Raw genomic sequence first — 21650 nt, 5'->3', positions numbered from 1 at the left:
TATCCGCAAGGAAACCCACAACGGACAAGAATTTATCGTACACCGTAACGATGCGGTACATGTTCTTCCCGATAATCCTGTTATGATTGCCGGTTTTCATACCCGTTCTTATATTGGTATTGGCGGTACAAAAACCAACGCAACATTTGCATCAGCATCACAATCAGCGGGACGCACAATTGATATGTTTGATAGGAAAGGAAAAAGTAAACCGGACTTTACGCATTACACCCTAGTGAGTAAGAGAAAGGAGAAAGAAATAATCAAAGTCCCCCATCGCACAGATGAAGGACTTCAGGCGGTAATAACACCTATGGAAGAAGCGGGAATAGTAAAACCGGTAGCATATATACGGCCATTGGCTATAATAAAAGGACACTAACAACTAACAAAACAGCTTCTCCAGCTTTCAAAAAAAATCTTATGAGATTCACGAGGTTTAACCTCGTGAATCTCATAAGATTTCCCGGCTTATGAAGTTTACAAAACTATCATGGAATCAATCCGTGAACTGCGGGAAATAACGCAAAAAGAAAAAATAGAAGGTCGGGAGCGTCCGTGGGGATATCGCCTCTTTCAGCGCGGACCGTCTATTTTTATAACACGCATCCTTTTGACGGTGCCCGTGAAGCCGAATCATATTACAATCACAAGTATTCTCTTTGGTGTTGCCGGAACTTTATGCCTATTATCTCCCGACTGGCATATTAAACTTTTTGGGCTTTTCTTTTTTTATCTCAACTTGCTTTTAGATCGAGTGGACGGAGAAATTGCGCGTTATAAAAAAATATATTCTCTTAAAGGAATATATTTGGATGAAATTAATCACCTGGTAGTACCATCTTTATTTTTCTTGGGACTTGCATGGGGACTTTCAAATCAAACAATATTCCGTCCTGAATTTATTATTATTCTAGGAACGATTACTGCACTTACTTCTGCTTTCCTTCGTGCCGGCCACGGGCTTTCATATCAAATATTCCTTAAAAAATATATTAAACATACTGATGTTTTTCCTGCATCCCAAATAGCAGAAAACACTGCCGATTTACGGAAACAATATAAGCACACCTATCCTTTCTTTAGATTTTTTCATCAGTTTCAAGATTTTTTTATCACTATCATTCTTTTTGCCCTTATTCTTATTGGGGAACATTATTTCACACCGTTTGGATTCATATTTCCTTATACCTCATATCTCCTTATCGGATATACGTTTTATCTCCCTCTCCTTTTTATCGAGAACATTTGGAAGGGATTGCGTACGATTGAATCGCGCATGCAAGAACTCACGGAAAAGCCATAATCCGTAAGCCGCCGCAATAAACATAAACGGACTGATGCTGAGACGATACCGCGCACTTGAATTGGGTCCGCCGGCAATCAGCATAGTCATGAATACCGCAAGTATGCTTATAAGAAGTATACGACGTGCTCTTTCGTTTAAACGACGATATCCCAACATGCTTATAATCATACCTAACGTAATAAACACCCACATACCGGATCCCGTAATAAGAAGCAGTGAAGAGCGTCCGCTTTCAAACAGAATATGCTGTAATTTCGGCAGATCGAAGCGAAGCACCGCGTCCCCGATATTCGGCTGATGCCCCACTAATTCCATACGACGCGCAATATCCCGAAGTCCGTCGGATACAAAGAACGGTATGGTTTTTATAATATGAAACCCTGCATATCCAAGAGGATCTTCACGTAAGAACTCGTATACCACCTGCCGCATATACGGCGTATTTTGTAATGTTCCATCATTATTCTTATACGGATTTATTTCGAACAGGCGACTTCGAAATATATCTTTCGCTTCAGTATGTGTAATATTGTGCTGTTGAGCGTAAAAGAGCGGCGCATTATAGTCGTACCATTGTATGGTGGCAACAGCTGTTAATTCCCATGTATTAAATAAGACCTTATTTCGCAAAAGCCAGGGGAATACCACAAGAAAAAAACCAAATGAAAATACCACCATAGGTATAAGCTTTTGTTTTATAGTTGGAAGCGTGTGTGTCAATAAAAATGTTAAGACAAAAATGGGCGGCAATACAATGGCGCTCGGGCGTGTTAGCGTCGCAACACCTAATACGATACCGGCGAGCAACACACCTTTCCATAATGAACCAAAAAAGCGCATATGAATATATATCGCAAGAAGGAGAAAAAATATAAATATCGTTTCTGTTAGAATAGTCGTTGAAAAGAATACACTTATAGGATCAACCATAAACAGTAGAGCAGATCCTATACCGACTGTATGTGAAATAATACTTCCCAACTTATATACAAGTACGGATGATAATCCTGCAATTAGTATTTGCAATAAAATAATAATCGTCGTTCCCCCTGATAAAGCCATGACGCCTGCAAGAAAAAGAGGGTATATCGGCACTTGATAACTTTGCGGCTCACCCGCCCCGGGAGAAGCAAACTCCCCTTCAGCAAGCATGTGACGCGCCGTTGCGATATACCCTCCTGAATCACTTCCAATAACGGGATACTGCCGCACTTCGATGTTTGACGAAAGAGTTCCTGTTGTTACGGCATAATACGAAAGAGCACCAAAGACAATAAGGCGCACCAAAAATGTCCCGGAAAATATAAGAAATTCCGTGTGGTATTTTTGCCATATATTTTGCAATAAATTATTCATTTCTGAAATAATGCCAAAAATTGCGGCAACACCCGAAAAATATCATATCGTTTGATCCACTCCCGTTCTTTTACGGAAATATATTCCCGTTCTTTTGCGTCCGATAAAAGCTTTTGTAAACCATCTGCAAACATATCAGGCATATTTGGTGGATATGTATAATGAACAAAATCGGGAGGAATAATTTCCCGTATGCCTCCCACATTGGATGCTATAAACGGGATACCCGCCGCCATTGCTTCCAAAAGTACGTGAGGAAATCCTTCTTCCTCTGAAGGCATAAGAAATATATCTGATGCGGTAAAGTATTGCGCTACAATCTTGTTTGGCACACACCCCTCAAGGCGTACTGCAACATGCAATGTACGTTGTACGACCTGCAAGGTCTTTCTTAAATACTCTTCTTCCGGTCCCGAACCTACGATGATAAACATAACATCTTCCCTGCCGTTAAAATGATTTATAATCTCCGGGAGCATATGTGCCCCCTTTCTGCGAGAAAGATGGTGAACAAATAGTATAACTTTTTTATCTTGTGGAATAGAAAGCATTTCTCGTACATCTCTTTTATTATCATTTTGGAACTGTGATATATTAATTGCGTTCGGCACTATGCGTATATGCTCTTCTTTAAGACCATAATGCTTTTTATACTCATTCGCCATACCCACCGTTCCGGTTACGAAAACCGTATTCCGTAAAATAAACCGAAACATTTTTTCCTCAAATAATCCCCTCTTATACAACCAAGGCATACCGCAATTCCAATAAAAAACATGCCCGCCATATATGCGTGTTATCAACCATGCCATCAACGCCCCCTTAAAAGAATAGTGCACATAAATCTCATACCCATTTTTTTGCGCATTTTTAATAGAAAAAAATCCTGCATATATTCCTTTCTTCAAGGAGACAATCCTTACATCCACACCGCTGGTGTTCTGCAGGGCATGAAGAAACACATACGTATGAGCAAGGTGCGTATCAGTATTCTCGTTATATTCATTCAGAACGTAGCAGATTTTTGTCTTCATGCGTACATGTAAATTATATTATTAATGCAAGGGTCCACATTTCTCCCAGGATTCTTTATATTTCTGCAAATATAATTCCTTTGCGGGCAATGCGGAAATTATTTTTTTTCCCTCCTCTGATAAATACATCCGAAGATTTTTATCTTCAACGATACGAATCATGGTATTCAAAAAAGCATTTTCGTCTCCCACCGGTACAACAAGTCCGTTGCTTTCATGCGTGACAACCTCCCCCGCCACACCAACATCTGTCATGATTACCGGAGTGCCGGATGCAAGCGCCTCTACCACCGTACGCGCATATCCTTCATAATTTGATGCGAGCACGAAACAACTTGCAAGCTGATAATATGTTACCACCGCATCTCGTCTTCCTTTAAATTCAACAAGCGGCTTAAGACCGAGACGTGCCACCAAACGCTCTAAATTTTCTCTTTCCGGCCCATCTCCCACAATGGTAAGTCGTACATTGGTATGTTTTTTTGACAATACCGAAAATGCCCGCAAAATAAGAGGGATATTCTTTTCTTTTGAAAGACGTGAAACGATGAGAAATATAATACTATGCTCATCATCAATGCGCGGAAGGTGAGTGTACGACATTACATCAACAAAAACGGGAAGTACCGTAATACGTTCTTCTTTAACTTTGGCATGCATTACAAGAGAATCCTTAACTCGCCTGCTTACTACACGCACGCAGTCGGCGCGTTTTAAAAGAAATAATGCCATATACACTCGTATACGATTTTTAAAAGATTCGCGCCTAAAATATGGGCTGAATAAATCCGTATGCACTTGTAATTGCAGAGGGGCACGAAAACGCATATGCAATAGATACCCCACCAGCCCCACCTCAAACGGATCCTGGGCCGTTATAAGCATTCCCTTATTATTACCCAGCGCAAGAAATGCTCGTCCCTCCATATACAAACCGCGTAATCGCGAAAACGCACTCCCCTTCATATCAAGAAGGGCTATATGCATATCATCAACAAGATTACGGTATTCTTGCAATCGCTGTGCCGTATCCGATGCATGGTCTTTTACCGCAGGATCTCTGCTCAACATAAGAATATTCATATTGATATGTCTAATAGTTAATTACGCATCATAAAACACCTGTAATGTCTTTGCTACCATATCATCCGTGGTATAGATATGGTTATCATATCCCGTATGCCGAGACAATTGCGCATACAATGAAGCATCTCCCAAAACACGCATAATGACCCGTTCCCATGCATCTGCATTATTATACTCTACCGCAAGGAAATCTGCCTCATCTTCACTTTGCATGATCTCTTTATTTCCTCCGGCGGTAGTTGTAATAATGGGAATAGGAATCGTAAGGACCTCAAGAAGTTGATGAGAAAATCCTTCATAGCCCGTATTGAGTAAAAATATATCCGCAGATAGAATATACCGCATAAGTTTTTCTTTCGGTACCGCACCCAAAAAAGTTATATACTCCCGCATATTAATATCGTATACTCTTTTTTGTAATTCTTCCCTGTCAGGTCCGTCGCCTGCGATGATAAGCCGTATATCATTTTTTTGAGCCACCAATGTCGGCATTAATTCTATAAGCATACGAAACCCTTTCCAGGGAACGAGACGGCCTATGGAAAGCAGTATCGTCCCTTTTAGATTAAGTTCTTTTTTTGCTTCTTCCTTTGTGTAAGGAATATCCGGTACATGAACGGCATTATACACCACTGCAATATAATCCTCCGAAACACCCCACGTTTGTACAACGGATTTTAAATACATACTCGGCACAATAACCCTACATGCTTTTCGTGCCACAAGAGACTGGATCCACCTAAGCATTTGAATGCGAAATCCATATTTTTTTACAAGGAAATTATCGAGAAGATCGGTAACGCCAAAGCGCTGTATACTCTGTTCCCATGCATAATCACCCACTACCTTAAGAATAAATTTTTTTCGTATTATGAGTGATGCTATGTACACCGGCACACCGGCACTTACAGGATCCTGCGCATACATAACATCCGCAGATATACTGCTTCGTACAATATAATATGCATACACCATATGACGCAATCCTTTCGGAATAAAACGCGGTATACAGCGAAGAGTATACCGCGGATCATGACGTGAAGGCGCCGCATCGCTATAAGTAACAACAGTAACTCTGTGTCCGCGCGCAAAAAATTCCTCTGCGAGAGACTTGCTGTATGTTGCCGGACCGCCAATGTCCGGCGGAAATATACCGGTAGCAATTACTATATTCATGGTTATTGGGAAGTTTTTGCTCCGATCCTGTTAAATATTTTATTCATGCGACTCGCTATATCATCCCAAGAATATTTTTCCCGAACAAGCGCCTTCCCGTTACGGGAAAGATTATCATATAACTTTTCATCCGTTAAAAGACGTATTATATGCTTTGCAACATCTTCTGCGTCATTATTTTTTGCATAAAGGCCCGTTTTTTCGTGCGTTAAAAAATCAGGTATACCCCCCACACGGGACGCAATAACCGGAAGTCCTACCGTCATGGCTTCCAAAAATGCCGTACCAAGCCCTTCCGAGCGCGACATACGAACGAAAACATGAGCCCTCGAAAGATATGCCGGCACTTGATTAAAGGGTATTTCCCCTACAAAATCTACATGATCTTTCACACCAAGATTGCTTGCCAGCTTTTCCAGATCTTTTTTACACGCACCATCTCCTACTATATACAACCTCGCATCTTTTATCTCTTTTTTTACTAGCACAAATGCCCGTATAAGAATATCTACGCCATTTTTTTCAACAAGCCGGGATGTTGTAATGATAATTTTTTTCTTTTCCTTTTTTGTTTTTTTCTCCTTAAATAGGTTTCCGTCTACGCCATTAGGAATCACAGACATCGCGCCTTGATAACCATATGCTTTTGCACGACTGCCAAGATACGTACTAATAACCTGCACATGATCCGCAGACCGTAAAGCACGGCGCCACGTATATGAAATGAGTCCAAAACGCGCATGAGCAATATGATCCTCGGAATCTCCCTCTTGAAGAGTAAGGAGAAACGGGATATTTTTATTGAGATGAAATAACTTTAATAAAATAGGTGCTACAGAAGCATAGCTTGCCATAATGCCCCAGAGTGCGTGGATGGAATATTTTTTCATAATCCTTCGCGCTTTAAATAAAGCAAGGATCGGGGATAATGCTTTGTCAAAAAATGGTATTCCCACGCCTACACGATACACCAAAACGGAACCTACGTGCTCCGCCTTTGGTATCTTTCTATCCATACGTGCCGTTATAAGAAAAAATTGGTATTCATGGATACGGCTTGTTATTTCCTGCACGGCAAGTTCTGCTCCCCCTATAAAGGGAAGATATGCCGTTGAAAATATAATAATACCTTTTTTGCTTTTTTCCATCCTTATCCTAAAGTGTGTATGATATGATTAGTATACCATTTATTTATGGAAGACAACCCTCACAAAAGAATACGCGTTCTTTACGTTATAACAAAATCGGTATGGGGCGGCGCAGGTAAATATGTATATGATCTCGCGACTCATGCAGACATAGAAACATATGATGTAGCAGTTGCCCTGGGAGGAACGGGCGATCTTGCCAAAAGACTCGAAGACGCCAATATTTCCACGTTTGATGTGGAGAATTTTCAGAAATCCGTAAATCCCTTCAAAGAAATAGGGGCTCTTTTTGAACTTCTCTCCATTTTATATGAATTTCACCCTCACGTCGTACATGCAAACAGTTCAAAAGCCGGCGGTCTTACGGGAGTTGCCGTTTTCATCTACCGACTTCTTACGGGGAACCGGCCAAAAACACTATTTACCGTACATGGTTGGGCATTTTTAGAACATCGTCCCGCGTGGGATCTTTTTCTGCGGCGCCTCGCAAGCCGCCTTACGGCACGGTTTCAGGATGTTCTTATCGTTATTTCCCAAAAAGATAAAGCGGCAACACTTTCGTATAACATTGCTCCCGCCCAAAAAGTTACGCTTATACAAAATGGTATTATTCCCCCTGAATTTATGTCCAGAGAGCAAGTCCGCCAAAAACTCGGCGTAGATCCTTCCGTTTTGGTTATTGGCTGTATTGCCGAATGGACGGCAAATAAAGGTATCTTATACCTACTGCGGGCGTACAGAGACATTCTTCAAAAATTTCCGGAAACAAAATTGGTGCTCATAGGTTGGGGTGAGGATGAGGAGGATTTAAGAAAAAAAAGCAAAGATTTCGGCGTAGAAGAGTCTGTTTTATTTATTTCCCTCTCTCCCGCCGCACCCTACTTGAAAGCATTTGATATATTTGTCCTTCCTTCCCTTAAGGAGGGCCTTCCTTATACCATCCTCGAAGCGGGACTTGCAGAAATACCGGTTATTGCGTCTCGTGTCGGCGGGATACCCGATATTATTGAACACGAAACTCATGGCCTCTTGGTAGATCCGGCATCTTCCACCGATCTTTCCTTTGCCCTTATACGCCTTCTCTCGCGTCCCGATTTACGCATACATTTGGCAAAAACATTACATGCGCATGTTTGCGACATGTTTTCATTTAATACTATGCTTGACCGGACAACCGCGTTATATCAGGATGAAGCCGTTTCTTCGCAATCAAAGCAAGAATAGCTACGCCCACACCGATTCCCATACTAATAAGTAAGGAGCGAAACGTAACGGATAAAGGGCCGCCGCTTCCTCCGCTATCATATACCGTTGCTGATAATGGACGAAACTCTTCACTCTGTGTATTTTCCTTTTCTGATGTTATTTTCTTGTTCTCCTCGTTTTGTTTTATGTTTTCTACACTTTGTATATTTTTCTCTTCGTTTTTTTCCTTAGACTTTATGGCTCCCGTATTTTCCTCCCTAATCTTCATGTCTTGTTCCGTGCCATCAATGCCATTTACCCTACCCGGCGTTGGATTGGTAAGCATTATGAACGTATTGTCTTTTGAAATACTCTTATCGGGCGGAACGTACATGGCATATGATATGCTGTCAAATATTGTACCATTCGGATAGGATGCCGTAACCAATCCACCCGCCTCCGTAAAAGAAAGATGCGTTGTTGTATTTAGTAATACAATATGGCTATTCCCTGCAATAAGCATGCCGGAGGGAAGAATAAACGTTGTTGCCGGCGATGAACGTGTTTTCAGTATCCATCCCCCCAAATGCACATCCCTCGACTCATTATTAACAATCTCAATCCACCCATCCGCGCCGGGTTTTATTTCACTTAATGCAATTTCCCCGGCAACAACCGTAATACGCATATCATCTATCGCACTAAACTTACCCGAAGAAACGGTAAGACGAACTATATATGACCCCGGATGCATATATTCATAGGGAACTTTTTTTCCCTCACGCACCTGCGCATCTCCAAAACTCCACACATACCGGGCATTTTCAAGATGCTCACCCTCGAGACCAAATGCCGATCCGTCAAATAATATTCTTTCTCCCGCAATTACAGTTCTATCCTTCCCCGCATAAACAGTAATGTGCGGTAATTTTTCGGGGGGAATGTATGCTGTATTACCGGATTCATTGGATGCATCATAAGACATATTATTCTGTTCCGTTGTTTCTTCTTTACTCTCTTCGGTGGTAACGATATTCGCCGTCCGCGGAGTGGGGACCGCCGTTATCCATGCACCGGACGATGTGCGTTGCATGGTTTCCTTTGTTGTATTGTCCCCCGCCGGCCATCCGTCTCCATAGGAAAGCGCATCGATAGAAACACCGCTTGAGTTCATGAGCGTGAGATGTTCGCCGCTATTCCCAAGAGCGCCCGCGTATATAATATCTGCCGAAGTACCGGGAACGGAATCGTCGTCGGATCTTTCCAATAAAAAATATCCCTTTGCAGAAATAGTTCCTGAAAGCACTATATTAGGAGAACCGTCACCCGCGACAAGAGACCATCCTTCAAGATTAACCGTATTTCCACCATTATTATAAAGTTCAATAAATTCATCATTTGCCGAGTTCCCATTTCCCATCCAAGCGATTTCATTTATAAAAACATCTGCCGAAACAAGTGCTGGGAATGCAAAAATTATGAGAGAAATTACAAATCGAGACATAAAAAAAGAGATTAGTCTTATATTACTAACCCCCCTCTAAAAACAGTATATCACGTTCTCAAATATAGGAAAGTATTATTCTACACAAAAAACCCCACTTTTTAAAGCAGGGGTTTTTCTCGTATATTCTATTGATCTGTTCCTAGTTGTGCGTTTAGAGAGCCGATCATGTCCTGCAGTTGTTCTATCTGACTCTTTAGTGCGGCCGCCTCCGCCGTATCGTCCGTGCTCCCATTAGTAGTGGAGGGCGCGTTTCCTGACGATCCCATAACCTCGTTCAATTTTGCCATTGTCTGCGGTCCGACACGCCCCACTTGGCTAATGCCGTACTTTGCCTGGAACCGGCGCACTGCCGCTTGGGTAAGTGAACCATAGTATCCTGACACTATCCCTTCCGGATAAAGAGATGCATCGCCCGCAAGAAATGTTTGTAATTGCAAAACATCATTATTTTCGTCCCCCAACTGGAGCTCCCGTGTAAACGTAAATGATGAGTTGAGTACCGGCCCGGTAGAGGTAATAGAGCCGCTAGTGACACTACCGCTCCCTCCGAATACTTCTATCAGCTTTGCGCGCGTCATTGGTCCTACGTATCCATACCCCGCATCATTGGCGGAACTAACAACGCCATATTTCATCTGAAACGCCGCTATTGCCGCTCGGGTAAGAGAGCCGTAATATCCCGATACTATCCCTTCCGGATACAAATCCGGCATACTGGCAAGCGCTTCCTGTAAAGAACGTACATCATTCCCTTCAGAACCTATATCAAGTCCGCGTGAAAGCTTAAGAATATCAGGAAACCTGCCTGCCGTTGAAATATTATTGCTAGTAGTTATCGGCGATGAGTCAGAGCCGGCCGCTTCGAGTGCAGCTGCTGTTCCCGTACCGCTTAATCGGCTATCGTCTGTTGTTGTAGTATCCGCCACAGTTGTTGTGGAATCATCTGCTGTTTCTGTTGTTGCGGTAGATGTTGTATCTGTAGTAGAAGATGAACTGCTGCCGGAAGAACTTCCGCCGCCGGAACCACCCCCTCCAGGACCGCCTCCACAGGAAAACCCTTCTATTGAAACCTGAATACTTGCCGCATCTGACGCTGAAATCACAAGCTCGGAGTTGCCCTCATTACATGTAAACGTTAGGTCGCTCACATTCGTTTTCATTATATGTTTGTCGCTATCACGCAATGTAACAGATTGTGCACCTGATAATGTAAAGGTGAAGAAATTTCCACTGGTGGTAAGCGTATCGAATGACGATCCCGAAATCATGGTAACATCCCCGCCGGTTGCGGCTTGAAGCGTAACGTCCTGACTTGTTGTTATCGCATCGGCCCACCGCGCCCCAAAAAGAGTCGCTACTAAAAACACTGCCCCCAGCCACCACGTAATTTGCGTGCCAACAAAAGTATTACGTACTTGTATTATCATACTTGTTGTATATTATTGTGTGCCGAAGTAATAAATATGAACCCCACTTGCGATATCACGAATTGTTGTTGTGGATGTATTTTTGAACACAAAATTGATCGTATCTGCCGCCGTTGATGATGCCGCCGTAATAACCACATCATCAAGCCATGCAGAACCTTCCACGCCGGTAAGAACACGGTCACTTGCCGTAACGCCTGTGGCATCCGTACAAGCGGCATGTCCCGTATCTCCGGCAGATAAACTCGGCGGATTAACCGTACAGGTGCCATGCACCATTCTGTCTACCACATTACCATTGCCGGTACCCACTGCTAAAGTCGCGGTAAGCGTCCGACCGTTTACTTCAAGATTTCCATCCGTAGTAGTAGCATTCCCAACACCTAATCCGCCGGAAATATATACATCATTCGTTGATCCATTACGCCCAATGGCCACATCTCCTAAATTAAGGAGTGTAGCTGTTGGTGTCGACGAACCAAAACTCACCACCCCTTTTTGCGATACAAATATAGCCGGCGAACTTGTGCCGGAATCCCCTACAACAAATACCGGTTTTAGCTCACCTTGATCAGCCCGCTGTTCAACGGCAAGCGTGCCCCATGGCGTACTTGTAGCCGCTCCGAGCGTGCCCGTTGCGTCAATATTAGTGCCAATTGTTGTAGCCCAAACACTTATAGCGACAAAGAAAACTGCTGCCACTAAAAATGCCACTAATCCCACCCGTATGTCCTTCCACGAGAAAAGCATATATACATTCTCCATATATTTTAATTTCATCTAGTAATACACTTTATGGTATACTCTTAGACCATATAGGTATATAGTTGTCAAAAAAAACCTGTGTATAAGTGGTACACAGATTTTTTATACTTCCGATTGTTAGAAATTTTTAACGCAACGACCGCAGTTTTACAAGATCCGCGCGCGCAACATTGTCATCCGGATTTAACTCCAAATAACGCTCGTAGTACCCTATAGCGTCCGTAATATCGCCATTTTCCCAAGCCCAAAGACCTGCCAGCGCTAAAAATTCAACCTCATTATCAGGACTATTTTCTATTCCCAACAGTAGTATATTAATGGCCATATCCTTTTTTTCCGTATAGGAAAATTGGTACAAAGAGGCCAAATCACGATATGCCCGCGCGTTTACCGGATCCCGATCAATTGCTTCTATATATGCCCATTCGGCGCGCGGATAATTCTTAAGCTTATTCCAGTATAAATCACCTAAGTTCACCAAAGATCTCCCCTGATTAGGCGAAATTTCGGTTGCATAGAGCCATACTTTTTCCGCACCCTCATAATCCCCAAATGCATTCTTGATGGTTGCCAAGTTCATCCATGCGAGGAACGAATCAGGGTGTTCTGTTATCGTTTGAAGCGTTTCTTCGAATTCATCTTCGTACTGCACTCGCCTGTCTTCCGGAATCTCTGCTATAATGACGTCATTCTTGTTTAAAATATCATATCCGGATGGCTTGGGTGGCAGTTCCATCGATATACCATCCCCATTAGCAGGTACTTCCGCGTTTTTATTTCCCAGAAAGAATATACCGCCCCAGACGAAAAGTCCTGCAATAATAATGCCCCCAATAATTTTAATTTCTGTTTTCATGCGGATATAGTAGCACGAGAAAAACAAATTAGAAAGTATGAATAAACCCAAATAAACGAAAACCCCCTCCCAATACGGGAGGGGGTTTTACCTTGCCTAGCACAAGGATCTAGGACTTTTTTCTTCGACCGATTCAGGATTTATCCCGAGTAAAATCGAGGGACTACTAGTTCGACAATGTCGATGAGTCAAGACCCGTTGAGAGGAGTCCCGGCACTTTGAAGCCGTTCATCCAGTCATGCGTGGTTATAGCATGCGTCGTCGTTGCGTCAGTAGAGAAGTCTGACCATATGAAGTTGGAACTGGAAGCAACGTTCGAGGTTCCACCCGCATTATGACCATCGTCTATCGCAGCAACAGTCTGCATGGTAACGGCAGCCGATCCCGTTAACGAAAGTCTTGGGTCCCGCGCATCATCACCAAGGAGTTTCGTAGACACCGAATCACCAGAACCATCACTGATAATATCCGCGCGAAGATCAAAGGTATGTGTCTGACCTGCCGGAATAGTTACCCATGCGCTGGAATAATCGGTGGTATCTGCGAGAATACGAACAATTAACTGACTGTTTGCATTGTAGTAGTTAATGTCGTCATAGATCGCATTTGTTGTACCTGTCGCCGCTGATACTCTCTTGTTATCAGTTGTGTTCCAAAGCGTGAAGTTTGCTGGAGAACCGGAGAAAGCCATAGTTGCCGGACCGGTTGTTGCAACACTAAAGGCTACTTTATGCAATGCAACATCATATGCTGGGTCTGCCGTTATCTTGAACCGATAAAGCACATGATTACCAGATGTAAGCGTTGTTTGTGGAAGACTTACCCGTTCAATGGTTGGTACCGAACGGAAGTAGACAACACCGTTTCCGGTTACGTCAGATGCCGTACTGGAATGCTTACTTGTTCCGGATGCCTTACCCTGTGCCTTATTCTTTGTTGAATTAGCACCATCGTAATCAACACCCACAAGCTGTCCTGCCGTACCTGGCTGGGATGCGCCAATGGTTGCGAGATCAGCCTTGATAGTAAGCTCGTTGAAATCATCTTTCGGAATAACAAAGGCCCCTGTTCCCGTTGTTGGGAAAGTAAAGTCTTCTACGCCATTCGTAAAGGCAGGTGTCTTGGACTGCAAGAGCGTACTTCCATCATAGAGATAGATCTTCGTGAAGTCGGCACCCGTAGATGAACCCGTTGTGTCGATCTGTAAGCGAAGATCGGTAAGAGCAAATTCTTCAGACGTTGAGTTGAAACGAAGTACGTTCAATGTTACACCCGTTGCTCCCGCCGTTACCCATTTCTCTGTTGGCTTGGAAGGTGCCGCTGAAACGCTCCAACCGCCACCTGATTGCGTGGTGATTGTTGCACCTGCCGCCGTTGAGAAGGTTTCGACAATATCCTGCCCGGAATCTACACCGGATGTACCCCAGTCACCATCGGAAACGCTTGCCGAGAAGTCAAATTTGGCCTGATCGCCATCGTTTGCCGCGGTGGTAATATTACCCTTCAGGGAAATAATCTTTGTGCTTCCCTTTGGAATAATAAGTCCCGGAGAATCAAGTGTGAAGGAGAGGACGAGGTCGGTGCCATCCGCAGTTGCCGCCGGCTGGAGAACATTTGAACCGGTGTTCAAAGCCGTTGTGCCGTCAAACAATTGCAAACTTACGAAATCGTTGATGTCTGCACCTGTTACATCACCAAGAATCTTCACGACCGTAATCTTAATGTCTTCACCGGAAGCGGTTCCATCAAGAACGAATCGTCCGAGCTCAACGCCATTTGATCCTTCGATAAGGGTCTGGCTTGCGAGCGAAGTTGAAGGCGTTACAACAAGACCTCCCGCCTTAATTGTCTGCACGTTTGCCGAAACAGCCGTGGAAGGCGTTGGAGTGATAGTGTTTCCTGTTGTATCACCCGTTACCTGCGATAATGCGCTAGATGGGGTAAAGGAAACAATAATCGTATCGTTGTTTTGCCAGTTGTTATTTAAGTCACCGCGCACCGTGTAGATATTATCACCCACCGGTACCGTTATGGAATCGGTAATGGTTACTGCGCTTCCTGCTGAATTTGGATCAGTAGGGCCAGCTACAGCATTACCGTTTGAGTCGTATACCGTGATGTTGGTAAGAACACTGTTCTCACCACCACTGTCGGCATCGGTTGTTGCGATCGTAAGAACCCACTGCGTGAAGCTAATTGCCTCGCCGTCTACATCAAACTTGAACGAACCAAGTTCTACGCCGTCGGCACCGTTTGCAACGTTACTTGCCTGCACGTCATTTGATTTCTCAACGCGAAGACTTCCCGTGCCGATTTCAACCTGACTTGCATCATAACGTGGTTGTGAATCCTGGAATTCGGAGTCGTCATCGTTGTCAGCCGATGTTTCGGTTGAAGATGGTTTAATCTTGTAACCAAAGGTCTTACCTTCGAATACAAAGTCATCATAGCGGTATAAGTCGAAGTCTACCGTACGACCGGAACCCGACTTAATGTCTCCCTTGATATATACTTCCGTATTTTCTCCCTTCTTGATAGAAATACCGCTACCAAAATCGGCAGAGTAGTATTTGCCATCGGAAGAAACCGTCGGCGTATATTCATTTCCTGTTTTTGTATCAACTACTATAACGTTTTCCAAATCATCCTTGGAGGCTGATCCGGACTGGTTCCATCGAATGGACTTGACCAGCATATCTTCCGCGGATCCGGCTGTTGCCTTTATGGAAGAAAACGTATAGCCCGTTGTTCCCACTTCTTTCGTAACGCCCGTATTTGGATCGTTCGTACCGCGGGTAAGCGTTACCGAACCTACGGAAAGGGAAGCGTTGATAGTGTGTCCCGTTCCTTCTATAGGAAGTGCGCCATTCACCTGCGCGGTTGAATTTACCGCTACCAAGCGAAGGTTTGCCACCTGTCCTGCGTATGCCGTAAGACTTGCCGCCATATTACCTGCGAGATAAAACCGCTTGGTCTGTCCGGCGGGAACCGTGAAATCATCGGTCAAGATTGCCTGATGATTAGAATTAAATGTTTTTGGATTCTGCGTAATTTGCATCATGTTCTCATCTAAGAGAACCACTCCTGCAAACGCGGCATCATTTGCCAAGCCCGTTCGTTCCACCGTTATGGAATCTACCAATACGTTACCGTCGGACGATGCCGTTAAGGTAAACGAGGTAAATGGAACGTGGATAGCATTTTGTACCGCAAGCGTTGCCGCCGGCTGGGATGCTGATCCTACCGTAATACCCGTTCCGGTAGTACCTGTGCCCGTGCCTGTTCCGGTGCCCGTGCCTGTTCCGGTACCACCACCCGTTACCGGAGGAATGGCCGCAATTAACGCATTATATTTCGCCATCGAAATAGGACCGAAATATCCTGCCGTTGGACTCACGCCATTTGCCGCCTGCCAACTTGATACTGCCGCGCGGGTAATGGGACCGAAGTATGTGGTCTCGCTTCCCGGTGATCCAGCGCCGCTGGAAGCAAGCGTGTGGCCTGCGCCATTAAGGTATTGCTGTAAGCAACGAACATCTTCGCCCTGCACTCCGATTGTAAGACTTCGTGTAAAGTTACACGATACAGCGCCGGTGGAAACTGATCCGCCGCCAGCTGCTAACTGCGCTTGAAGCGCCGTAATCTGCGCCAAGAGAGCGTTAATCTGCGCCTGCAAATCCGCTACCGATTGCGCGTTAGCGGCAAAAGGTACAAGTGTACCGAATCCGGCAAGCCAGATAGTCGTCGTCAAGCTCACAAATACGGAAGTGGCTTTTCGCACCATCTTCTGATATCTACTCATATGCTTAAAATCTAATAGTAATGTTTTTTTGGATGTGTGTAATATGTTGCACATACCGACCATACGCACAACACGCACATCCGAACTAATAATGTAATCGACTTGTGAAATAACTCTGTCGAATAACAAATGAAAAAACTTCACACATTTCTGTGCCGTCTTTTTGCTCACTATTCATTTGTTAATGTTCAGTCTTGCAGAACCGGATTACATTCTCCGGACTAACATATCGACCTGAATGATACCGACATGTACATATATTTCAAGTGAAAATATGCCACCATCATTCAAGCTAATATATTGTATAGACGGATAGTAAAGAAACAAAAAGCGCTACATTCCGCTCACCGCAACATCGCTTACGCGAAAGGTACACCCATTATAAGAATAATTTCCTCTATTTCCAAAGGAACTTGCCCTAAAAACTGTGGATAAGACAAGTCAAGAAACAATTCGCGGATCCTGTACAGTATACGAAATATCGCCCCTTTCGTCAATGCCACATTAGCTTATACAGACTCCCTATTATGTTTCCCGGATAATAGCATATCGACGCCATCTTCGCTCCCCTTCAGCTATGATTAATCCCCGAGAAAGAAGATCATTAAGGTCACGCTGAATGGTTTTTGCGCTCACACCTTCTCCATAAAGTACCGCTATATCCGAAACACTCATCCACGATCCCTGTTCCCGCAAAAACAATAATATGCGTTCATGCCGTTCGTTAATAGATGACGACGGAACACGGGAATTCTTACGCGTATGCTTGGAGGATTCGTAAGACGGTTCATCTTTGCCATACTGATCGGAAGCGGAAGATTGTTCCTTATTAAATTTGTCTTTTATGTCCTTTAATATATTGTCCGATATATCAGTGTTCTCGGCTCCTGTAGTCATTTGTAAAAAGGGCATGCGAAGTTTGGTTATATATGTTTCCAATCGTCCGTATTCATCAAAAAGTACGGTAAAATTTATTCTCGATACATATCCTCCCTCTTTTGCTACAGCGAGGGCGTTTTTCATGGAAGATATAGATTGTAAGATATATTCGATAGATTTTAATTTTTTACCAAACTCCTCAATTGTCTCAATGGCTGACGCGAGTTCAAGAATATGCATTCCATGCCTGCGAAGTGCTTCGCGAAGAGGTTCTTCTTCCGCTAACAAATCAGTAACACGATAAAGAGCGGATGTGAGCGATAGAGAAAATTCAGAAAGAGAACGTTGTTGTATATCGGACATAATTCCAATCTAGGAGACTCATGTCCGAATGTCAAATCTATAAGACTTATAAAGACACTTTAGTACATTTTATTGTCTTTTTTACCATCGTCCTTTATGTCTAATAGAATTCTATTGCCCATCCAACTAATGACCGATAAAAGTAGTGAGCCTATAACAGCAGGGACAAATCCATGAACAGTAAAACCATCTATGAAACTTGCTGTAAGCCAAAAAAGAAGTCCGTTTATGACCAATATAAAAAATCCCAACGTTATAATGGTTATAGGGAGAGTAAGAAGAACCAGTATAGGACGTATTACTGCATTTAAAAGACCTATTATAAGAGACACTATAAGTCCTATATAGATCCCCGAAATTTCAATGCCCGGAAGAAGGTATGCCACCGCCATAATGGCGAATGCATTTATAAACCATCGAGCGAAAAGATACATACTCATATGTGTTATTGCCTTATAACTACTTATTCCCCAAGAACATGCAAAGTGTTTGATTCCCGCAATGTTTCTATGATGCTATTATACCACACGGCATACCCTTCACCGGAAAGATGCAGGGTATCCGCCGCATAATATCTTTCCACATCCCTACCGAATACATCATGTTCTTTTGTCGTATACACATCAACAAATAAAACATCTGTATCGTCAGCAATTATTTGAAATTCGCGCAAAAAGTTTCGAGAACGCATTTCATACAACCAACCTATTGGCCGGGGGAAAAGAGGTGCCAGACCGATATTACCAGACGTGAGCCAAACAACCGTTTGTGTGTGTTTTTTCGCTTCCATAACCATAAGACGCGCTTTACGAAAAGTATCCTCCCTACCGGTAAAAAATAAAATATCATTAGCACCGCTCTGTATGAGAATAAGGTCATACGAAGCGGTGACGGTCTTTAAAATAGCATATGTATCGGAAAGTCTTTGCCCGCTTACAGCCATATTTTCTATGGAAATTTCCGGGTAATCTTTATGGATCCTTCCGGCAATGGATTGTTCAGGTGCGGATACTCCCACGCCCACAGCCGTACTATCACCTACTATCAGTATTTTTTTAAAAGAAAGAGGATTTGTATAAGAAAACGGCTTCGCGCTCTGAACAAGATCTTTACTAATGCGAAACCGTTTATAGAATTGAACACCTTTTATTCCCGTAAATAAAAAAATTATACTTATGCCAAAAATAATACTTCCTTTCATATATTTACTATACTCTATTTATCCAAAAAACTGCATAAAAAAAACCGGGAAGGCCGGATTTTCACTCCATTATGGAACATATTATATATGGCACGTTCCTCCGCCATTTTTTTCAAAATAACGCTGATGGTATTCCTCTGCCCTATAAAATACGTCCGCAGGCACAACCTCCGTTACAACCGGATCGTCATACGCATGAGATTCGCTAAGTGCATGCTTTGATGCGCACGCCATAGCTTCCTGTTCCGGCGTATGAAAAAAGATGACCGATCGATACTGCGAACCGATATCCGGTCCCTGGCGATTCATCGTTGTGGGGTTATGAATCTTCCAAAATACGTCCAAGAGCTCTTTATAAGAAACAATCTCCGGATCATACTCTATTTGCACCACCTCGGCATGTCCCGTTGTGTTGCCGCACACATCCTCATATGTCGGATTTTCCGTCTTCCCGCCCATATATCCCACAGCCGTATCCTCTATACCTTTTATTTTCCGAAATGCCGCCTCCACACCCCAAAAGCATCCCGCGCCGAAAGTGGCTATTTTTAAATTATTTTTCATATATAAAATATATCGCGTATGAGGAAAATAAAAAAGGCGATTCCAAAAAATCACCTCCCCAACACCATAACATGCAAAATTATATCTTTTTAAATGTATGACAAAGAAAAAATAATTATATAAGCTCTAATGTCACCGGACAGTGGTCCGAGCCGTAGATATTTGCGAGGATATCTGCTTTTTTTACATTCTTCATATAGGTGGCATGGGTAAAAAAATAATCGATCCGCCAGCCAACATTGCGGTCGCGAGCAAATGTTTTCATATCCCAATACGTGTACGCCCCCGTCTTTTCCGGATTAAAATGCCGATATGTATCAATGTATCCCTGCGCCGCAAGCTCATCCAACCAGGCGCGTTCCTCTGGCAGAAAGCCGGTATTTTTTTCGTTTTCTTTCGGGCGCGCCAAATCAATTGCTTCATGCGCCGTATTTACATCCCCACAGAAAATAATATTTTTCCCTTTCTTCCGTAATTTTTCTATGTATGAAAGAAATGCATCATAGAACTCAAGTTTGTATTCGATCCGGTGCGAACCCTGGCCGCCATTCGGAAAATATACCGTGAACAACATAAAGTCGTCATATTCCACTTCTATCATACGTCCTTCTTCGTCAAATTTGGAAATTCCCAACTTTGTATTTATACGTTTTGGCTCTCGTTTTGTATATAAAGCTACTCCGCTATATCCTTTTTTTACCTCAGAAGATGCAAAGTAAGCATAATACCCGGGAATTTCCGTGAGCTCCTTTGGCAATTGATCAGGATGCGCCTTTGTTTCCTGCAAACAGAGTATGTTCGGTTTTATCGCGCTTAAAAACGGCAAAAATTCTTCCCGTTTATGCACGGCTCGAAGACCATTTACATTCCAAGATACTAATTTCATAATATACGGCTTATCCAAACGTAAAAGCAAACGCGGAAAGTCCTGATTTTTTCACGCGGATTTCAAGAATATGAGCACCGGCATCTCCCTTAAGATCGATAAGATTATAAAGATCGTGATTTTGGAATATGACAGATCCATTTTTTACATGCGCACCGGCAAATTCATCCTCAACGCGTTTTCCATCGAGATATAATTCGGCCTCAACAGGAGTTTCAGATCCCGCCACCACATTTACCTTGCCGGCAAAGAAATGAAGAAATAAAGATCCTTCTCCGGAAATAAGCGTAGATTCCTCGGGACGTAATTGCCATACGCCCTGTAGCTGAAATGTATTTTGTTCTATCTCCCCTCGGACCTCATACGTACATGACATGCTTATGCATTTTTCCGACGGGAGGTTTGCCAAATATTCCACCCGTTTTGCACCCAAATATGTCTCCGGTGTGCGAACGTCCGTAATGCTTTCAACGCCTACGGGAGAGGCGGTATTTATGGAAACATTCCCCTGTTCTCCCAATACGCCCCGCCGCTCATTTAAGAGTTCTACTATCTTTTCTTCCGTCTCATTGTATCCACCTTCTCCAATGTGATCGTATACAATAAAGCCATCTATATCAATAAGATATTTTCGCGGCCAGTAGCGGTTTTTGTACGATTGCCAGGTAGAAAAATCATTATCAAGAATGACCGGATACATAATACCAAATTGTTCTACCGCACGTTTTACATTTGCATATTCTTTTTCGAATTCAAATTCCGGCGTATGAATACCGAGAATGACCAATCCTTCGTCGGCATATTTTTCATGCCATGAGTTAAGATAAGGAATTGTACGCTGACAATTAATACAGGAATAGGTCCAAAAATCAACCAGGATAATTTTCTCTCCTATAAGCTCTTCAATTGTACTGCCATCCGTATTTATAAATCCGTCAGGCGTAGAAATTTCTTTTGCAAATTCATATTGTTCCTGTTTTTTCTGAATACGGTCCTGTGAGGAATCATCGTCCGTGCCAAATAATGATATATTAAGATCGCCCAGACCATCCTGAATTTTTACCATATCAACTTTACCAGACTCCAAAAATATAATGACGCCCATA

17 protein-coding genes and 3 pseudogenes (2 of these 20 only partly in view) are annotated in these 21650 nt (G+C 43.1%); 4 read left to right on the top strand and 16 right to left on the bottom strand.

From position 1 onward, the window contains the following. Positions 1 to 48 (top strand): annotated as a pseudogene (locus COU90_01905) (hypothetical protein) (it extends 981 nt beyond the left edge of the window). After that, positions 1 to 382: pseudogene (locus COU90_01900) on the top strand (hypothetical protein) (it extends 65 nt beyond the left edge of the window). Before COU90_01905 ends, COU90_01900 begins: the two co-directional pseudogenes overlap by 113 nt. A 111-nt stretch (positions 383 to 493) precedes the next feature. Beyond that, positions 494 to 1306 carry a hypothetical protein gene (locus COU90_01895; protein ID PJE64571.1) on the top strand — a complete coding sequence of 271 codons (813 nt, stop codon included), beginning with the start codon at positions 494 to 496 and terminating at the stop codon, positions 1304 to 1306. Here the strand turns inward: COU90_01895 and COU90_01890 are convergent. The 5 genes from COU90_01890 to COU90_01870 are packed head-to-tail and all read right to left on the bottom strand — an operon-like array spanning position 1193 to position 7109. After that, complete coding sequence (locus COU90_01890; GenBank protein ID PJE64570.1) at positions 1193 to 2665, bottom strand: hypothetical protein; 1473 nt, start codon at positions 2663 to 2665, stop codon at positions 1193 to 1195. The genes COU90_01895 and COU90_01890 overlap by 114 nt on opposite strands. Beyond that, positions 2662 to 3699 (bottom strand): hypothetical protein, encoded by a 1038-nt coding sequence (locus COU90_01885; protein PJE64569.1) that lies wholly within the window; start codon positions 3697 to 3699, stop codon positions 2662 to 2664. The genes COU90_01890 and COU90_01885 overlap by 4 nt, the downstream gene beginning before the upstream one ends. Before the next feature lie 21 nt (positions 3700 to 3720). Next, positions 3721 to 4782 (bottom strand): hypothetical protein, encoded by a 1062-nt coding sequence (locus tag COU90_01880; GenBank protein PJE64568.1) that lies wholly within the window; start codon positions 4780 to 4782, stop codon positions 3721 to 3723. Between the two features lie 21 nt (positions 4783 to 4803). Beyond that, on the bottom strand, positions 4804 to 5961 hold the full coding sequence (locus COU90_01875) for a hypothetical protein (GenBank protein PJE64567.1): 1158 nt from the start codon (positions 5959 to 5961) through the stop codon (positions 4804 to 4806). Between the two features lie 2 nt (positions 5962 to 5963). After that, positions 5964 to 7109, bottom strand: a complete 1146-nt coding sequence (locus COU90_01870; protein ID PJE64566.1) for a hypothetical protein — start codon at positions 7107 to 7109, stop codon at positions 5964 to 5966. Positions 7110 to 7154: 45 nt separating this feature from the next. Between COU90_01870 and COU90_01865 the strand changes: the two genes are divergently transcribed. Next, complete coding sequence (locus COU90_01865) at positions 7155 to 8333, top strand: hypothetical protein (protein PJE64565.1); 1179 nt, start codon at positions 7155 to 7157, stop codon at positions 8331 to 8333. Between the two features lie 1045 nt (positions 8334 to 9378). Here COU90_01865 and COU90_01860 read toward each other — a convergent pair. From COU90_01860 to COU90_01810, 11 genes and pseudogenes are all read right to left on the bottom strand, one after another. Then, positions 9379 to 9798: pseudogene (locus COU90_01860) on the bottom strand (competence protein ComEA). Between the two features lie 128 nt (positions 9799 to 9926). Further along, complete coding sequence (locus tag COU90_01855) at positions 9927 to 11228, bottom strand: hypothetical protein (GenBank protein ID PJE64564.1); 1302 nt, start codon at positions 11226 to 11228, stop codon at positions 9927 to 9929. Between the two features lie 12 nt (positions 11229 to 11240). After that, positions 11241 to 12008, bottom strand: a complete 768-nt coding sequence (locus tag COU90_01850) for a hypothetical protein (GenBank protein ID PJE64563.1) — start codon at positions 12006 to 12008, stop codon at positions 11241 to 11243. A 112-nt stretch (positions 12009 to 12120) separates the two neighbouring features. Continuing rightward, on the bottom strand, positions 12121 to 12849 hold the full coding sequence (locus COU90_01845) for a hypothetical protein (protein ID PJE64562.1): 729 nt from the start codon (positions 12847 to 12849) through the stop codon (positions 12121 to 12123). A gap of 166 nt (positions 12850 to 13015) precedes the next feature. After that, entirely contained in the window at positions 13016 to 16714 is a 3699-nt protein-coding gene (locus tag COU90_01840) for a hypothetical protein (GenBank protein PJE64561.1), read from the bottom strand. 462 nt (positions 16715 to 17176) lie between these two features. Further along, positions 17177 to 17893: a hypothetical protein gene (locus COU90_01835; GenBank protein PJE64560.1), complete on the bottom strand. Its 717-nt coding sequence runs from the start codon at positions 17891 to 17893 to the stop codon at positions 17177 to 17179. Between the two features lie 59 nt (positions 17894 to 17952). Next, a complete protein-coding gene (locus COU90_01830; GenBank protein ID PJE64559.1) occupies positions 17953 to 18327 on the bottom strand; it encodes a hypothetical protein in 375 nt (124 codons plus the stop codon). A 29-nt stretch (positions 18328 to 18356) separates the two neighbouring features. Beyond that, on the bottom strand, positions 18357 to 19094 hold the full coding sequence (locus COU90_01825) for a hypothetical protein (GenBank protein ID PJE64558.1): 738 nt from the start codon (positions 19092 to 19094) through the stop codon (positions 18357 to 18359). Positions 19095 to 19175: 81 nt separating this feature from the next. Further along, the gene (gene msrA / locus COU90_01820) at positions 19176 to 19658 is read right to left on the bottom strand and encodes a peptide-methionine (S)-S-oxide reductase (GenBank protein PJE64557.1); all 483 of its coding nucleotides are present in this window, start codon (positions 19656 to 19658) and stop codon (positions 19176 to 19178) included. Between the two features lie 115 nt (positions 19659 to 19773). Further along, positions 19774 to 20544, bottom strand: a complete 771-nt coding sequence (xth, locus tag COU90_01815; protein PJE64556.1) for an exodeoxyribonuclease III — start codon at positions 20542 to 20544, stop codon at positions 19774 to 19776. A gap of 10 nt (positions 20545 to 20554) precedes the next feature. Then, positions 20555 to 21649, bottom strand: a complete 1095-nt coding sequence (locus tag COU90_01810; GenBank protein PJE64667.1) for a thiol-disulfide isomerase — start codon at positions 21647 to 21649, stop codon at positions 20555 to 20557. Position 21650 lies beyond the last annotated feature (1 nt).

Source organism: Candidatus Ryanbacteria bacterium CG10_big_fil_rev_8_21_14_0_10_43_42 (genome assembly GCA_002793915.1).
GTDB lineage: Bacteria > Patescibacteriota > Minisyncoccia > Ryanbacterales > 2-02-FULL-48-12 > 1-14-0-10-43-42.
The sequence above is the reverse complement of the archived record's forward strand: the minus strand, read 5'-3'. Positions and strand labels throughout refer to the sequence as shown.

Coding starts and splice junctions, on each gene's coding strand:
- COU90_01895 (PJE64571.1), top strand. CDS start 494: ATGGAATCAATCCGTGAACTGCGGGAAATAACGCAAAAAGAAAAAATA.
- COU90_01890 (PJE64570.1), bottom strand. CDS start 2,665: ATGAATAATTTATTGCAAAATATATGGCAAAAATACCACACGGAATTT.
- COU90_01885 (PJE64569.1), bottom strand. CDS start 3,699: ATGAAGACAAAAATCTGCTACGTTCTGAATGAATATAACGAGAATACT.
- COU90_01880 (PJE64568.1), bottom strand. CDS start 4,782: ATGAATATTCTTATGTTGAGCAGAGATCCTGCGGTAAAAGACCATGCA.
- COU90_01875 (PJE64567.1), bottom strand. CDS start 5,961: ATGAATATAGTAATTGCTACCGGTATATTTCCGCCGGACATTGGCGGT.
- COU90_01870 (PJE64566.1), bottom strand. CDS start 7,109: ATGGAAAAAAGCAAAAAAGGTATTATTATATTTTCAACGGCATATCTT.
- COU90_01865 (PJE64565.1), top strand. CDS start 7,155: ATGGAAGACAACCCTCACAAAAGAATACGCGTTCTTTACGTTATAACA.
- COU90_01855 (PJE64564.1), bottom strand. CDS start 11,228: ATGATAATACAAGTACGTAATACTTTTGTTGGCACGCAAATTACGTGG.
- COU90_01850 (PJE64563.1), bottom strand. CDS start 12,008: ATGAAATTAAAATATATGGAGAATGTATATATGCTTTTCTCGTGGAAG.
- COU90_01845 (PJE64562.1), bottom strand. CDS start 12,849: ATGAAAACAGAAATTAAAATTATTGGGGGCATTATTATTGCAGGACTT.
- COU90_01840 (PJE64561.1), bottom strand. CDS start 16,714: ATGGTCGGTATGTGCAACATATTACACACATCCAAAAAAACATTACTA.
- COU90_01835 (PJE64560.1), bottom strand. CDS start 17,893: ATGTCCGATATACAACAACGTTCTCTTTCTGAATTTTCTCTATCGCTC.
- COU90_01830 (PJE64559.1), bottom strand. CDS start 18,327: ATGTATCTTTTCGCTCGATGGTTTATAAATGCATTCGCCATTATGGCG.
- COU90_01825 (PJE64558.1), bottom strand. CDS start 19,094: ATGAAAGGAAGTATTATTTTTGGCATAAGTATAATTTTTTTATTTACG.
- msrA (PJE64557.1), bottom strand. CDS start 19,658: ATGAAAAATAATTTAAAAATAGCCACTTTCGGCGCGGGATGCTTTTGG.
- xth (PJE64556.1), bottom strand. CDS start 20,544: ATGAAATTAGTATCTTGGAATGTAAATGGTCTTCGAGCCGTGCATAAA.
- COU90_01810 (PJE64667.1), bottom strand. CDS start 21,649: ATGGGCGTCATTATATTTTTGGAGTCTGGTAAAGTTGATATGGTAAAA.